Source organism: Micromonospora sp. WMMD1102, assembly GCF_029626265.1.
Classification (GTDB): Bacteria; Actinomycetota; Actinomycetes; order Mycobacteriales; family Micromonosporaceae; genus Plantactinospora.
The window spans coordinates 2,439,766-2,454,854 of the sequence record NZ_JARUBN010000001.1 but is presented as its reverse complement, the minus strand read 5'-3'; the positions used below and the strand labels follow the sequence as shown (position 1 = coordinate 2,454,854).

The following is a 15,089-nucleotide window of genomic DNA, read 5'->3' as shown; positions in this document are numbered from 1 at the left end:
GGGCGGTCAGCCCTGCGCCGCCGCCATCCGCTGGCGCAGGCTCAGCGGGCGCATGTCGGTCCAGACCTCGCCGATCCGGGCGAGGCAGTCGGCACGCGGGCCCTGGGTGCCCTCGGCGTGCCAGCCCGCCGGCAGATCGCGGTCGGCGGGCCAGATGGAGTACTGCTCCTCGTCGTTGCGGACGACCCGGTACACCCGGTCGTCGTTCTGCTCGTCAGCCATCGGAACTCCTCGTGTGGTCGGTCAGGGCGCCGGCGGGAGGCCGGGTCACCTGGTCGGTCAGGTCGCCGGCCGGAGGCCGGTGACCTGGGCTGCTGCTCCCCGACCCGGTGCGGGTCCGGGGGATCGCGATCCCGGCCGGGGCCGGATCGCCTCGTCGTGCGCGGCGGGCGGGTCAGCGGGGATTCGCGGTGCCGCCGGTGGCGGGCAGGAAGTCGTCGACGCGGGTGCCGAGGCCCCGTTCGACGGCGGCGGCCCGGACGAACTCCGCGAGGGCGATGTCCAGGGCGCCGAGGCCGAACGGCGAGTAGACCACCGTCCGGTCCGGGTCGCGGCGGAAGCCGCCGGTGCCGCGCAGGATCTGGCCGATCGGCGCGTCGATGAAGTCCCGGTGTCCGACCTGCTGCTCGGTAAGGTGCAGCGAGGTCCGCTCCCGGCAGACGTGGTCGGCGTCGTCGACCACGTTCTGGCTGGCCAGGATCGTCGCCGGGGTCAGGTCGCGCAGCGATACGTGCAGCACCAGGGTGCCGGGGCGGGCCGGGCCGAGGTCGAGGTGTGGTTCGGCCGCCGTGGTGGCGATCGAGACCAGGTCGTGCGCGGCGACCGCCCGGCCGGCGTCGGCGGCCAGCGTGACGTGCAGGGTCGGCGAGAGGTCGGCGCACTGCCGGGCGAACGCGGCGGCCCGGGTGCAGTCGCTGTCGAAGAGGGTCACCTCGGACAGCGTCGGCAGTGCGGCGAGCAGGAAGCGCAGCACCTCCAGGTTGATCACGCCGCAGCCGATCAGCGTGACCCCGCTCGGGCCCGGCTCGCGGACCAGCAGCCGGGCGGCGAGCGCCGCACTGGCCGCGGTCCGCTTGGCCGAGATCACCGACCCTTCGAGCAGCGCCGTCGGCTGCCCGGTGTCGAGGTCGTTGATCACGATCGAGGCGCTGGCCCGGGCCAGCCCGCTGTCGATGTTCCCAGGCCAGGAGGCGATCCACTTCATCCCGGCCGCCGGGGACTTCCCGCCGACGTACGCGGGCAGCCCGATGATCCGGTTGCGGGGCTGGTCGGGGAAGCGGAGGAACGTCGAGTGCGGCACCGAGGTGGCACCCTCGTCGTGCAACCTGTACGCCTCGCCGACCAGCTCGATCAGTGCGAGTTCGCGTTCGGCCAGGATCTGTCGCACGTCGTCATGTCGAAGGATCAGCATCAGGCCTGATCACCACCGGCGGCTTCCTTCCAGAGGTGCGAAACCTCACCGAAGCGGCTTCGCACCCAGTCGTCGGAATAGATCGTGTCGAGGTAGCGGTCGCCACCGTCGGGGAAGATGAGCACGCATGTCGCGTCCTCGGGGATGGTCTGGCTGCGCCGTTCCAGGGCCGCGACCGTGGCCCCGGAGGAGCCGCCGGCCAGGATCGCCTCCCGGGCGGTGAGCCGGCGGCAGGCGGCGACGCACTCCAGGTCGGTCACGTGCATGACCTCGTCGGCGGCGTCCGGGTCGAAGAGTCCCGGCCGCAGCGACGCGCCGTGTCCGGGGAGCAGCCGCTCGATCGGCTGCTGCCCGTCGAAGATCATGCTGCCGACCGCGTCGACCGCGACGATCTTCGTCTTGAGCCCGTGCTGCCGGATGTAGTCCGCGCAGCCGCGCAGGGTCCCGCAGGAACTGACCGCGCAGAACAGGTAGTCGACGGAGCCGTCCAGCGCCGCGACGATCTCGCCCATGGTCTGCCGGTGTGCGATCGGGTTGAGCGGGTTGGCGTACTGGTTGGGCCAGAACGCGTGCGGGGTGTTGGAGACCAGTTCGCGGACCCGGCGTACCCGCACCGGCAGGTATTCGCCGCTGTCCGGGTCGGGCCGGTTCACCACCTCGACCGACGCCTGGTACGCCCGCAGTATCGCGATGTTCTGCTCGGTCGTCTTGGCGTCGACGACGCAGACGAACCGGAGTCCGAAATACCGGCAGATCTGGGCGAGCCCGACCGCGAGATTTCCCGAGCTGGACTCGACCACCACCGACCGGCCCGGCTGGAGCTCACCGCTGCGAATTTTGTCCAGCAGCATGCTCAGCGCGGTCCGGTCCTTGACGCTGCCACCGGGATTGAACCGCTCCAGCTTGGCGAAGACCCGAATTCGGGAATCGGGCACCAGGCGTTCGAGTTCCACCAGCGGCGTGTTCCCGACGGCCGCGAGGATGCCCTTCAGCGCATCCGGTGGACCCTCTTCGACCTCGCCCTGCGGTTGGTCGTCACCGCTGCTGAGGGTCGGCGTGCAGGCGCCGCGCTGTCCAGCTCGTAAAAGGTCCATTGGCACGGCTTTCCCTTCGCGGGTCAGTTACGCTCCCGGAAACGTCACCGCCAGGTGAGGCGTTCCCACGGTTGGCGCCGGCCTGCTTTCTCGGCTCCTTGCCATCCTGCGACCCGCGGCTATACCAGCCCCATATCGAAACTATCTTCGAGAAAACGAACCGGGCCCCGCCACCGGCGTAAAGCCGGCTGGCGGAGCCCGATGGTCCGTTGTGGACGGCTATTCGCGTACGCCGGCCAGCTCGACCGCGCCGGACCGGAAGGCGAGCCGGACCGGCAGCACCGCACCGAGTACCGCCAGGGCGGCGCTGACCAGCGTGATCACCGCGACGGTGCCCCACGGCACGCTGACCGGGGTGGCCCCGACCAGCTGCCCCAGGGCGAGCCGCAGCCCGGCCAGGTTCACCGCCGAGGCCCCGACCGCGAGCAGCACCCCGACCCCGGCGACCAGCAGCGACTCGGCGGCGAAGACCCGGAGCACCTGGCGCGGGGTGGCCCCGGCCAGCCGGAGGATCGCCAGGTCGCGCAGCCGGTCCGAGGTCGCCATCACGAGCGTGTTGACGATGGCGATGAAGCAGAAGACGATCGCGATGCCGAGCACCAGCACCATGCCCAGCGAGCTGGCCTGGCTGTTCTCGCTGCTCTCCTCGCCGAGCCAGTCCTCGGCCGGGACCGCCCGGGCACCGAGCCCGCTGGTCGCGGCGGCCAGGGCCGAGCGGACGGTCGCCGGGTCGGTGCCGTCGCGCACCGAGACGTAGACCCGGCGGGCCAGCCCGGTGAAGGCGTACTCGGCGGTGCCGGCGTACTTCGTGCTCAGGTAGGCGACGTCGTTGCTGCCCGAGGTGGTGTTCAGCACCGCCACCACCCGCAGCGGGACGCTGCTGCCGTCGGCCAGGAAGACCTCGACGGTCTCGCCGACCCCGACCCCCCAGTCGTCGTTGACCACTATGGTGTCGTCGCGCAGGTCGGCCGGGTTCCCCTCGTCGACCGGCAGGGTCAGGGTGCTGGACAGGGCCGCCGGGTCGACGGCCAGCGCCTCGTAGTCGGCCAGCCGGGCGTCGTCCCGGGCGTACACCATCGTCGGCAGCGCGGCGAGCACGTCGACGCCGGGGATGGCCCGGACCCGTTCGGTGACCGCCTCGTTGACTCCGGGGGTGCCGTCCGGGGTGACCACGAAGTCGGCGACCACCTGGTTGCGCCGGCCGCTGTCCTTGGCCCGGTCGATGGTGGCGGCCGCGCCGAGCAGCGAGATGGAGAGCCCGACGGTGAGCAGCACCGGCGCGGCGGTGGCCGCGGTACGCCGCACCGCGGTCAGCGCGCTCTCCCGGACCAGCATCCCGGCGGCCCCGCCGAGCCGGCCCAGCGGCCAGGTGATCAGCCGGGCGATCGGCTTGACCACCACCGGGGCGAGCAGTGCGAAGGCGAGGATCGGGAACATCAGCACCCCGATGTACCGGGTCGGCACCATCACCAGGCCCGGGTTGACCGTCGCCACCCAGCCGATGGTGACGAGTCCGAAGGCGAGCGCCAGCAGCCCGTAGAGCCACCGGCCGGGGGTCATGGTGCGGGAGTCCACGGCCGCGTCCCGCAACGCCTCGATCGGGCGTACGTCGCCGGCCCGGCGGGACGCCGCCCAGACCCCGAGCAGCGCCACGCCGAGCGCGGTGCTGAAGGCGATCAGCAGCGGGACCCAGATCGCCGGGCTGGTGGAGACCTCGACGGTGAACCAGGACGGGGCGAGCCCCAGCTCGACCATCCAGCGGGCCAGCGGCGGCGCGGCGGCCAGCCCGAGGGCGGAGCCGGCGACCGCCGAGGCGAGCCCGACCACGAACGCCTCGGCCAGCACCATCCGGCGTACCTGCCGGGGGGTGGCGCCGACCGTGCGGAGCAGGGCGATCTCCCGGCGCCGCTGGGCGACCGCGAAGGCGAACGTCGAGGCGACCAGGAAGATCGAGACGAAGCCGGCCACCACGGCGGTGATCGGCAGCAGCGTCTGGGTGTTGTCGATCGCCTCCCGGTCGGCGTTGTAGCTCGGGTCCAGCACCCCGCGCCGGTCCCCGGTGAGCACCTCGGCGTCCCCGCCGACGGCCTGCCGCACCGCTTCCGGGGCGCCGTAGGAGACCAGCGCCTCGACCCGGGGCGCGAGCCGGGCCGCCTCGGCGTCGGTGAAGAAGACCGCCGACTCGAAGTCGGCCGGCCCGGTCACCCCGGCGACGGTGTACTCGCGCGGCCCGCCGGTGGTGAGGACGGTGACCCGCTCACCCGGTCCGGCACCGCCGGCCGGCACCACCACCTCGGTGTCGGTCTGCGGCGCCCGGCCGGCGGCCAGCGCGTACGGCGCGAACTCGGCACTGGCCCAGCCGTGCCCGACCTGGTCGTCGGGTCCGCCGGTCAGTTGGGCGTAGAAGGACCGGACCGGCACGGTACGGCCCAGCGCGCCGATCTCGGCGGCGAGCGCGTCGGAGATGCCCCGGGCCTGGATCAGGGAGCGGCTGCCCGGGTCGTGCCGAGCCGGATCCCACTCGGGATCCAGCGCGGCCACCACCACCGGGGCGGTGGCGAACCGTTGCGGCGCCCGGTCCGGCAGGTCCAGGGTGGCGGCGATCTCCAGCCCCATCGCGGCGATCATGCCGGCGCCCAGGGTCAACGCCAGGAAGGTGCCGACGAAGGCGGCCCAGCGCATCCGCAGCGTCTGCACCGCGATGCTCAGCACGCGCCGACCTCCATCCGGGTCATCCGGGCGGCGATGGCCTCCGCCGTCGGGTTGACCAGCTCGCCGGCGAGCACCCCGTCGGCGAGGAAGACCACCCGGTCGGCGTTGGCGGCGGTGACCGGGTCGTGCGTCACCATCACGATTGTCTGCTGGTGCTGGTCGACCAGGCCGCGCAGCAGGGCCAGCACCTCCCGGCTGGTGCTGGTGTCCAGCGCGCCGGTCGGCTCGTCGGCGAAGAGCACCGCCGGCTTGGTGACCAGGGCACGGGCGATCGCCACCCGCTGCTGCTGGCCGCCGGAGAGCTGCGCCGGCCGGTGCCCGCCCCGGTTGCCGAGCCCGACCTCGCCGAGCACCTCCGCCACCTCGGAGCGGCTCGGCCGGCGACCGGCGAGCCGCAGCGGCAGCGCCACGTTCTGCTCGGCGGTCAGCGACGGCAGCAGGTTGAACGCCTGGAAGACGAAGCCGATCTTGTCTCGCCGGAGCAGGGTCAGCGCGGTCTCGCTCAGCCCGGTCAAATCGGTGCCGCCGATCACCACCCGACCGCCGGTCGGCCGGTCCAGCCCCGCCGCGCACTGCAACAGCGTCGACTTGCCCGAGCCGGACGGCCCCATGATCGCGGTGAAACTGCCGGCCCGCAGGTTCAGCGACACGTCCCGCAGCGCGGTCACCGCGTTCTGTCCCGAACCGTACGTCTTGCTCAGCGACTCCAGCCGCACAGCGTGCTCCATAGCGAGCATCCAATCACTGATCGTCAGATCGACACATGAGATTCCACCCTGAGAAGCCCCGGACGCCCGACCCTGAGCCGTCCTGCGGGTTCGGGCGGTTTCCGGACGTCACCGCCCGGGGGAGACTCCACCGGTACCCAGGGCGAGCAGCAGCTCCAGTTGTGCGCTGTCGACGAGGGAAACCCGGTCGATCCGGTGCGTCGGGTCGGCGGTGGCCGCCTCCAGCAACCGGCGGTAGTGCCCGGTAAGCCGCTCTATGGTCGCATCATCGAACAAATCCGTGTTGTACCGGAAGGCTCCGGCGAGTGAATCCTCCGACTGCCGCAGCTCGACGTTGAGGTCGAACTGCCCCTCCAGCTGCGGCACGTCGAAGGCGGCCAGCCGCAGCCCGGAATGTTCGATCTCCGGGCCGACGACGGCACCCTCGGGCACCAGCGGCAGCGGCGGGTCGAGCCGGTCCGCCGCCACCATCGTGAAGGCGATCCGGAACAGCGGCGCCCGGCTGCCGCCCCGGGCCGCGCCGAGCATCCGGTCCAGCAGCGGGAACGGATAGCCGACGTGCGCCAGCCCGGAGAGGAGTTCCCGGTGCGCCGAGGCGACCGCGGCGGCGAAGGTGGCGCCGGGCGCGAAGGAGGAGCGGAGTACCACCGTGTTGACCAGGTAGCCGACCACGTCGCGCAGGCCCGCGCCGTACCGGGTGGCGACCGGGCAGCCGAGGGTGAAGTCGTCCTGCCCGCCGTACCGGTAGAGGGTGGCCTGGAAGACGCCGAGCAGGAACGCGAACGGGGTCACCCCGGCCGCCGAGGCCGCCGACCGGACCCGGCCGGCCAGCTCGTCGGGGAGCCGCAGGTGGTGGGTGGCGCCATCGAAGGTCTGCCGCTCCGGCCGGGGCCGGTCCAGCGGGATCACCCCGGCGGACACGCCGGTGCAGCGCTCCCGCCAGTACCGTTCCAGCCGGGCCCGGCGGGGCGAGTCGAGCAGCTTCCGTTCCGCCTCGACGTGGTCGAGGTAGCCCGCGGTCAGCGGCGCCCAGTCCGGGGCACCGCCGGCCGCGATGCCCCGGTAGCCGGCCAGCAGGTCGCGCAGCAGCAGCCACTGCGAGGTGGCGTCGCTGACGATGTGGTGGGTGACCAGCACCAGGGCGGCGTCGGCGGCGGCACGGCGCAGCAGCACCACCCGGAAGACTTCCCCGGCGCCGAGCCGGAACGGCTGCTCCCCCACCGACCGGGCCAGCCCGAGCAGCGCCGCGTCGGTGCGGCCCGGCACGTCCCGGATCTCCAGCCAGCGGGAGGCCGCCGCCCCGGCCGGCGAGGCAGCCGGGGGCGCCGCCGGGACGTACTGCCGGGGTGCCCCGTCCCGCTCGGCGAAGGCCGTGCCGAGCACCGGGTGCCGGGCCACCAGCGCGTCGACCGCCCGGGCCAGCGCCGCGTCGTCGAGCGCGGTCCGGACCCGCACCGCGAGCGTGATGTTGTACGCCGGGCTCTCCGGCGCGAGCTGGTAGAGGAACCAGAGCGCCTCCTGCCCGACCGAGAGCGGATGCCCGGCCCCGGGCGAGGGCTCGACCACCGGCTGCCCGCCCGGGGTGGCCGGCTGCCCCCCGGCGGGCGCGAGGTCGGTGCTCATCCCCGGTCGCCCAGTACGCCGTGCAGGTGACCGGCGAGGGCGTTGACGGTCGGGTGGTCCCAGGCCATCGTCGGCTCCACCTCGATGTCGAAGCGCTCCTCGACGTCCCCGCTCAGGGTCATCGCGTACACCGAGTCGAGGCCGATCTCGACCAGGGGCGTGTCGGCGTCGATCTGCTCGGCCGGCCGTTGCAGGTAGAACGCGATCCGGCCGACCAGCCAGCTGCGGATGGCGTCGACGGACGTGTCTTGGATGGTTCCGGACATGGTGCTCTCCTTCGGCGTACGGGCGCGGACGGTCAGCCGGCCAGGCGCCGGTTGACGAGATCGAAGCCGCGGTTGTCCTGATGACGTTCCAGCAGCTCGGCGTAGATGTGGTCGGCCAGCCCGTCCGGCGCCGTACCCGGGTCGATGCCGAGCCGGCCGGCCAGCCGGGACAGCGCGGCGAGCAGCCAGCGGGGGTCCCGGAGGAACGGGTCCGCCGGACCGTGCCGCCACACCCCGAGGCAGGCGGCGGCGGCCAGTACGGTCGCGTACCGGTCGGTCAGCTCGAAGCTGCGCCGGCCGGCGATCACGGTGCGGTCGGCGGGGGGCAGGTCGGCGCAGAGCCCGCCGAGCCGGTCGAGTTCGGCGGCGAAGAGCCGGCCGAGCCGGTCGACCGCCGGATCCCCGCCCGGCTCGTCCAGGTGGTCCCGCAGGCTGCCGGCCAGGCTGTCCATCCCCTTGGCGGAGAGCCCGAGAGCGGCGAAGTCCAGCGGCGGCAACGGGTCGTCGAGCCGGAACAGGGCCGGCGGCGCGCTCGGGCCGGACCGCCAGCCCTGCCGGGCCAGCCGGGGCAGTTGCGGGATGATCGTCGCCTGGCAGACCGCCGCACTGGCGTGCGTGAGCGTCGCGGCGAGCAGGTCCCGCAGGGTCTTCTGGAAGATCGCGTACCGGCCGTCCCGCAGGTACGACCGGGCGCCGAGCACCACCGAGAGCGAGTGGGCCGCCTCCTGGAACAGCTTCGGCACCAGGTACTTCACGGCGGCGCTGTACACACTCGTCTGCTCCGGCAGCACGTGCAGGGCACGGGCGGCCACCGTGGACAGGCAGTCGCCGACCAGCAGGTCCAGGAAGGCGCCGACCAGGGTGGCCCGGGCGTGCGGCAGTTCGGCGACCGGCAGCCCGTACAGCCGGCGGTCGAGGGCGAAGCGCAGCACGGTACGCAGTTGGGTGTCGACGATCCCGACGGCCATCCCGGGTAGCACGCTCCGGGTCACCTGGAAGGCCCGCAGCACCGTCTCCATCGCACCGCCGGCCTCGCCGACCAGCGCGTCGACCGGTACCGGGCAGTCGGTGAACTCCAGCCCGCCGAGCAGGATGCCGCGGACACCGGCGGTCCGGTAGCGGTGCAGCTGGCGGCGGTGTCCGGCCGGCAGCGCCGCCATGTCCAGCAGCAGGTGCGAGTGGCTGCGGCTGCCCGGCCGGTCGTCGGTGCGGGCGAACAGGGTCACCGCGTCCGCCCGGGACAGGTTGCCGACCATCTCCCGGCGGCCGGTGACCAGGAACCGGTCCCCGGCGGGCCGGGCCCGCAGCTCGGTGCGGCCGAAGTCGGTGCCGTGCGCCAGTTCGTTGTAGCCGGCCGACGCCTTGCCGTGCCGCAGCAGCAGGTCGGCCAGCCAGCGGCGCTGTGCGGGGGTGCCGTCGGTCCAGACCGGTGTGGCGGCGATGAAGGTGGTGACCCCGTAGCCGACCCCGAGGGTGGTGTCCCGGCGGAACACCGCCCGCAGCACCCGGGCCAGCCGGTCGGCCCGGTCGAACCGGCCGCCGAGGGCCCGGGGCACGAACTCGGCGTTCAGGCCGTACCCGTCGAGGGCCCGCTCGCCCTCGGCGAGCAGTTCGCCGCGCTCGTCGGCGGCGAGCACCGCCGGATAGCCGACCGGGTTCGCCGGATCGTGCGGATCCCCGAGGTACGTCTCCAGGTCGGGATCTGCCGCGCCGGCCGGCGTGCTGCCGGGCGGGGTAGCGGTGTCGACGCTCATCGGACCACCTCGGGAAGCTGCGGAGCCGGCTCACCGGACCGGGCCGACGCGGACGGCTCACCCGACCGGGCCGACGCGGACGCCTCACCGGGCCGGGACGGCGGTGCCGGCGCGCCGGCTGGCCGGGACGGCGGTGCGGGCGGTTGCCCGGTCGCCTCGGCGAGCCGGAACGGGAGCAGGGAGAAGAGCCGGCCCGCACGGTGCTGTGCGCGCAGGTCCGGAAGCAGCCGGTCGTAGTCCTCGCCGTCGTCGGGCCCGGCGCCGTCGTCGGGTCCGGGTCCGGGCCCGGGTCCTGATCCGGAGCCGGAGCCGCTGCCGGCGACCGGGCGGAGCTGCCCGATCAGCCGGTGCAGGCAGGCGCGCAGCCAGCGGGCGTCCGCCCAGAGCGGCGCGGTCGGCCCGTCGGCGAGCCAGTGCCGGTTGCGCAGCCACAGTTGCAGGCAGCCAGCGGCGGCGAAGGCGACGGCGTACCCGCCGGCCAGCTCGAACGCCTCGACCGGCACCTGCCGGGGCTGCGGCCGGTACGCCGCCATCCGCTCGTGCAAGGCGTCCACCAGTCCGGCCAGCGTCTCGGCCTGGGCGGCCAGGGCCGGCGGGACGATGCCGGCGTCGGCCAACTCCAGCACCTCGGCGACCGCGGCCGGCAGCCGCTGCACCACGCTGCACCCGGCCCGGGAGAGCAGGGCGAGCCGGCTCCGGTCGAAGTCCGGCAGCGGCCGGGACAGCTCGACCGTCTCGGCCAACCCCGGGTCGGTCACCCCGCGCCGGTAGCCACGCACCAACCCGGGAAACTGGTTGACCAGGGAGTTCAGGTTGACCAGGGTGTTGCCGTCGAAGATGCCGACGATCCGGTGGTCGCGTTCGATCTTCTGGAACAGCCCGTCGGCGTGGTCGGCGGTGAGCAGGGCGCGCGCCCCGAGCACCTGGCCGAGCCGGGGGATGGTCCGGTCCATCATGGTCGGCACCAGGTATTTGGCGATCGCCGAGGTGACGCTCAGCTCGCCGGGGGTGGCGTGGATGCCGCGCGCGGTAAGCACGCTCACCACCTCGCCGACCAGCAGGTCGACGTACGCCTCGGTGAGGGTGCGGTTCGCGTGCGGCAGGTCGATCAGCGCCCGGTCGTAGAGCCGGTGCCCGGCGGCGAAGTCGGCGACCAGCCGGAGTGCCTGGTCGGCCAGGCCGAGCGACATCGCCGCGCACATCGTCCGGGTGAGCTGGACGCTCTTCAGCACGATCTCCGGGCCGGCGCCGGCCGGGCCGAGCAGCGCCTCGGCCGGCACCTGTGCGCCGTCGAAGGCGATCCCGCTGATGTCCGCGCCGCGTACCCCGTGGGTGCGCTCCTTCGGCAGGCAGCGGAAGGTGCCGGGGTCGAGCCGCCGCTTGTCGACGAGCAGCAGGCTGAACCCCCGGGTGCCGCCGGCCGGCTCGGTCCGGGACAGCACGCAGAGCAGATCGCCCCGGCTGGCGTTGTTGATCAGCCACTTCTCGCCGTCGACCCGGTAGCCGGCGCCGGACGGCACCGCCGAGACGTCACCGGCGAGCAGGTCGCTGCCGTGCTCCCGCTCGGTCAGCGCCAGCGAGATGACGCTGCCGGCCAGCACCTCGGCACCGACCCGGCGGGCCTGCTCCGGGGTGCCGCCCACCCAGGCGGAGACCGCGCCGAGATAGGTCTTGCCGTGTCCGATCGCGACGGTCAGGTCCCGGCGGGCCAGCATCCGCACCGCGTGCAGCAGTTCCTCGTAGCTGCGCAGCTCGCCGCCGAACTCGGCCGGCACGTACCAGCGGGGCAGGCCGAGCCGGTCCAGCTCGGCGCAGACCTCGGCCGGGAACTCCTCCCGGGTGTCCAGCGCCACGCAGTTGGCGAACGAGGCCGCCCGGGACGCGTCGTGCGGGTCGCCGAGCCCGGCGTCGAGGTGCTCGGCGAGGGCGAAGGCCGGATAGCGCATCCCGGTCACCCCCGCCCGGCCGGCACCGGCAGCCCGGCCCGGCCGGCCCGATAGCGGTCCCGGACCTCCGGATCGAGTTCCTCGTACGTCGAGTCGAGCACGCCGGAGACGAAGAGTTCCCGCATCATGGTGCGCTGGATCTTGCCGCTGGTGGTCCGCCGGACCTGGCCGACCCGGACGAAGACCACGTTCGCCACCCGGACCCCGAGGACCCGGCTCAGGGCCGCCCTGACTCCGGCGGCCAGCCCGGCGATCTCGGCGTCGTCCCGGCCCCGGGTACGCAGCTCCTGGACGACCACGATCTCCTCCCGGGGTGCCGGCACCGAGAAGACCGCGCAGGGCAGCCCGGCGAACGCCGGCGAGACCTCCCGGACCTCGCGCTCCACGTCGTGCGGATAGAGGTTGCGGCCGTGCACGATCATCATTTCCTTGATCCGGCCGGTGACGTAGAGTTCGCCGTCGTCGAGGACACCGAGGTCACCGGTACGCAGGAAGCCGCCGTCGCCGTCCGCGGTCGCCGCGCCGAAGGCCCGTCGGGTCGCCACCGGGTCCCCCCAGTAGCCCCGGGTGACGCTGCCGCCCCGGATCCACACCTCGCCGACCCGCCCGTCCGGCAGCACGGTGCAGGTGCCGGGGTCGACGATCCGCACGTCCAGCGCGTTCACCCGGCCGCTGCCGACCAGGGCCAGCCCGGCGGGCGTACCGGCGGGCAGCGGGGCGAAGACGTCCCGGGCCAGCTCGGCCGGGTCGACGTACGCGCTGACGGGGCGGCCGGTCGGGCGGGCCCCGGTGACGCAGAGGGTCGCCTCGGCCAGCCCGTACGTCGGCAGGAACGACTCGTAACGGAATCCGGCCGGGGCGAACCGGGCGGCGAACCGCTCCAGGGTGGCCGGGTCGACCGGCTCGGCGCCGTTGCAGGCGTACCGCCAGCGGGACAGGTCCAGCCCGGCGACCTGCTCGTCGGTGAGCACCCGGGCGCAGAGGTCGTACGCGAAGTTCGGCGCGCAGGCGACCTCGGCGCCGTACCTGTCGATCGCGGTCAGCCACAGGTGCGGGCGCTTGAGGAAGTCGTTGGGCCGGATCAGCACGGCGGTGCTGCCGAGCAGCAGCGGCGCGATGAGCATCGCGATCAGGCCCATGTCGTGGTAGAGCGGCAGCCAGGAGCAGAACCTGGTCTGGTCGGTCCAGCCGAGGGTCCGGTGCGCCGAGCCGATGTTGTGCAGCACGTTGCCGTGGGTGACCATCACGCCCTTCGGGTCGCTCGTCGAGCCCGAGGTGTACTGGAGGAACGCGATGTCGTCGGGGCGGGCCGGATAGGGCCGCCAGTCCGCGCCACCGTCGCCCGGCCCGGTCCCGATCGGACCGCCGGACCCGATCGGACCGCCGGACCCGATCGGACCGCCGGACCCGATCGGACCGCCGGACCCGATCGGACCGCCGGACCCGATCGGACCGTCAGGCCCGGCCGGGACGGCGGCCAGGTCGGTCGCGGCGAAGGCCAGCTGGTCCAGGCCCTCCTGGAGCATCCAGTCGGCGACCGGGCGCAGGTTGCCCGGGTCGGTCAGCACCGCCGCCACGTCGGCGTTCCGGGCGATCGCGCTGGTCCGGTCGGCGTGCTGCCGGTAGTTCGCCGGCAGCGGGACCGGCACCGGGATCACGCCCGCGTAGAGGCAACCCAGGAAGCCGACCACGAACTCCAGCCCGGTCGGATAGAGCAGCAGCGCCCGGTCGCCCGGCCGGCACCGCCGGCCCAGCCAGGTCGCGGTGGACCGGGCCGCCCGGTCGAGTTCGGCGTACGTCAGGGACGACTCCACAAGCCGCTCCCCCACCCCACGGCAGAACACCACCGCCTGCCGCCCTGGCGATCCGGCGACGTTGTGCCGGACCGCCTCGACGATGCTTCCCAACATTGCTTCCCCGGCTTCTCCGGTACGGCGTGCACCCGCGCCATCGGCGCCTGTCGGGCCAGACCGTACGGTCGACGTCTCTATTCGGGCTATATCGGCGGGTTGGCCGGTGTGCTCAGCCGCAGCCGCCGGCATGCCCCTCGTCGGTGCGGCCCGGCACACCCACGAGTACCGGCTCGGCCGCCGGGCCGCTCTCCTCGGGTGCCGGTACCGCCGCCGGCCGGGCCGCCGGTCGGGCGGCACCGCGCCTGGCGGCGACCGAGGCGGCGAACGCGGGCAGCCGGTCCACCCCCCAGAACCGGTCCAGCTTGTGCACGAAGAACGGCACCCCGAAGACGCCGTCGGCGTAGATGTCGAGCAGCGCCGCGACGCCCTGGCGGCGTACCTCGGGATCGTCCGCCGCCCCGGCGACCTCGGCCGGGTCGAGCCCGAGTTCGGCGGCGATCCCGGCGACCGTGTCCCGGTCGCAGATGTTCCGCCCCTCCTCCCACCTGGCCCGGTACGCCCGCTCCAGGTAGCCCGGCCCGGCACCGTGCCGCGCCGCGACCAGGTAGCCCAGGTGCGGGATCTCCCAGACCGGCTCGCGGTCCACCGGCCAGCTGAAGGACAGCCCGCGCTCGGCGGCCAGCCGCCGGATGTCGGCGAGCACGTAGAGGTGCTTGGCCCGGGACATCGCGGTGTAGACGAACTCGCCGCCGGCCTCGGTCAGCAGCCGGGAGCTCCGCTCGTCCGGCTCCCAGAACGGCACCCAGTCCAACCCGGGGACCAGCTCCGGATGGTGCTGGTGCAGGTCCCGGTAGGCGAGCCAGGAGTACGGGCTGCGCAGGCTGAAGTAGAACCGTGGGGTGCGGCGCACCGCCATGGGAAACTCCTCGGATACTCCGAGGCGGTACGCGCTACAGCGCGATGCCGCCGTCGACTTGGAAGACCTGGCCGGTGACGTAGGAGGACCGGTCGGAGACGAGGAAGCCGACCAGGTCGGCGGTCTCCTCGGCCCGGCCGAACCGGCCCAGCGGAATCCGGCCGAGCATCTCCTTGTTGACCGCCGGCGGAAGTCCCGCGGTCATGTCGGTCTCGATGAAGCCCGGCGCCACCACGTTGGCCCGGATGCCGTACCGGCCCATCTCCTTGGCCAGCGCCTTGGTGAAGCCGATGATCCCGGCCTTGGAGGCGGAGTAGTTGGTCTGCCCGGCGTTGCCGGCCACCCCGGCGACCGAGGAGAGCGTCACCACCGCGCCGCGCCGCCGCTTCATCATCGCGAAGACCGCCGACCGGCAGACGGTGAAGGTGCCGTCCAGGTTGGTCCGCAGCACGCCGTGCCACTCGTCCTCGCCCATCAGCACCAGCGGCCGGTCCCGGGTCACCCCGGCCACCGTCACCACCGCGTCGATCGGGCCCAGCTCGTCCTCGGTGGCGCTGACGAAGTCGCGTACCTGGGCCAGGTCCACCACGTCCACCTGCCGGGTCAGCACCCGGGCCCCGGTCTCCCGGGCGGCCTTCGCCGACAGTTCGGCCGCCTCGGCGTTGGCCTGGTAGCAGAAGGCCACGTCGAAGCCGTCGGCGGCGAGCCGGGCCACCACGGCCCGGCCGATGCCCCGGGATCCGCCGCTGACCAGCGCGACCCGTCGTCCGTTGTCGCTCATCTCGC

General features: G+C 73.7%; 12 protein-coding genes. All 12 read right to left on the bottom strand.

Going from position 1 to position 15,089, the window contains the following annotated elements:
* Window positions 1–6: 6 nt before the first annotated feature.
* On the bottom strand, window positions 7–222 hold the full coding sequence (locus tag O7626_RS10965) for an MbtH family NRPS accessory protein (RefSeq protein ID WP_278061054.1): 216 nt from the start codon (window positions 220–222) through the stop codon (window positions 7–9).
* A gap of 172 nt (window positions 223–394) precedes the next feature.
* On the bottom strand, window positions 395–1,411 hold the full coding sequence (sbnB, locus tag O7626_RS10960) for a 2,3-diaminopropionate biosynthesis protein SbnB (protein WP_278061053.1): 1,017 nt from the start codon (window positions 1,409–1,411) through the stop codon (window positions 395–397).
* On the bottom strand, window positions 1,411–2,394 hold the full coding sequence (gene sbnA / locus O7626_RS10955; RefSeq protein ID WP_278066124.1) for a 2,3-diaminopropionate biosynthesis protein SbnA: 984 nt from the start codon (window positions 2,392–2,394) through the stop codon (window positions 1,411–1,413). Before sbnA ends, sbnB begins: the two co-directional genes overlap by 1 nt.
* 330 nt (window positions 2,395–2,724) lie before the next feature.
* Window positions 2,725–5,217, bottom strand: a complete 2,493-nt coding sequence (locus O7626_RS10950; RefSeq protein WP_278061052.1) for an FtsX-like permease family protein — start codon at window positions 5,215–5,217, stop codon at window positions 2,725–2,727.
* Window positions 5,211–5,954 (bottom strand): ABC transporter ATP-binding protein, encoded by a 744-nt coding sequence (locus O7626_RS10945; RefSeq protein ID WP_347404773.1) that lies wholly within the window; start codon window positions 5,952–5,954, stop codon window positions 5,211–5,213. The genes O7626_RS10950 and O7626_RS10945 overlap by 7 nt, the downstream gene beginning before the upstream one ends.
* A 99-nt stretch (window positions 5,955–6,053) precedes the next feature.
* Window positions 6,054–7,568 (bottom strand): condensation domain-containing protein, encoded by a 1,515-nt coding sequence (locus O7626_RS10940; protein WP_278061050.1) that lies wholly within the window; start codon window positions 7,566–7,568, stop codon window positions 6,054–6,056.
* Entirely contained in the window at window positions 7,565–7,834 is a 270-nt protein-coding gene (locus O7626_RS10935; protein WP_278061049.1) for an acyl carrier protein, read from the bottom strand. Before O7626_RS10935 ends, O7626_RS10940 begins: the two co-directional genes overlap by 4 nt.
* Before the next feature lie 32 nt (window positions 7,835–7,866).
* Window positions 7,867–9,588, bottom strand: a complete 1,722-nt coding sequence (locus tag O7626_RS10930) for an acyl-CoA dehydrogenase (RefSeq protein WP_278061048.1) — start codon at window positions 9,586–9,588, stop codon at window positions 7,867–7,869.
* Window positions 9,585–11,534 (bottom strand): acyl-CoA dehydrogenase family protein, encoded by a 1,950-nt coding sequence (locus O7626_RS10925; RefSeq protein WP_278061047.1) that lies wholly within the window; start codon window positions 11,532–11,534, stop codon window positions 9,585–9,587. Before O7626_RS10925 ends, O7626_RS10930 begins: the two co-directional genes overlap by 4 nt.
* A 5-nt stretch (window positions 11,535–11,539) precedes the next feature.
* Window positions 11,540–13,444: a fatty acyl-AMP ligase gene (locus tag O7626_RS10920; RefSeq protein ID WP_278061046.1), complete on the bottom strand. Its 1,905-nt coding sequence runs from the start codon at window positions 13,442–13,444 to the stop codon at window positions 11,540–11,542.
* Between the two features lie 112 nt (window positions 13,445–13,556).
* Complete coding sequence (locus tag O7626_RS10915) at window positions 13,557–14,303, bottom strand: DsbA family protein (RefSeq protein WP_278061045.1); 747 nt, start codon at window positions 14,301–14,303, stop codon at window positions 13,557–13,559.
* 34 nt (window positions 14,304–14,337) lie between these two features.
* Window positions 14,338–15,084: a 3-oxoacyl-[acyl-carrier-protein] reductase gene (gene fabG, locus O7626_RS10910; RefSeq protein WP_278061044.1), complete on the bottom strand. Its 747-nt coding sequence runs from the start codon at window positions 15,082–15,084 to the stop codon at window positions 14,338–14,340.
* Between the last annotated feature and the right edge of the window lie 5 nt (window positions 15,085–15,089).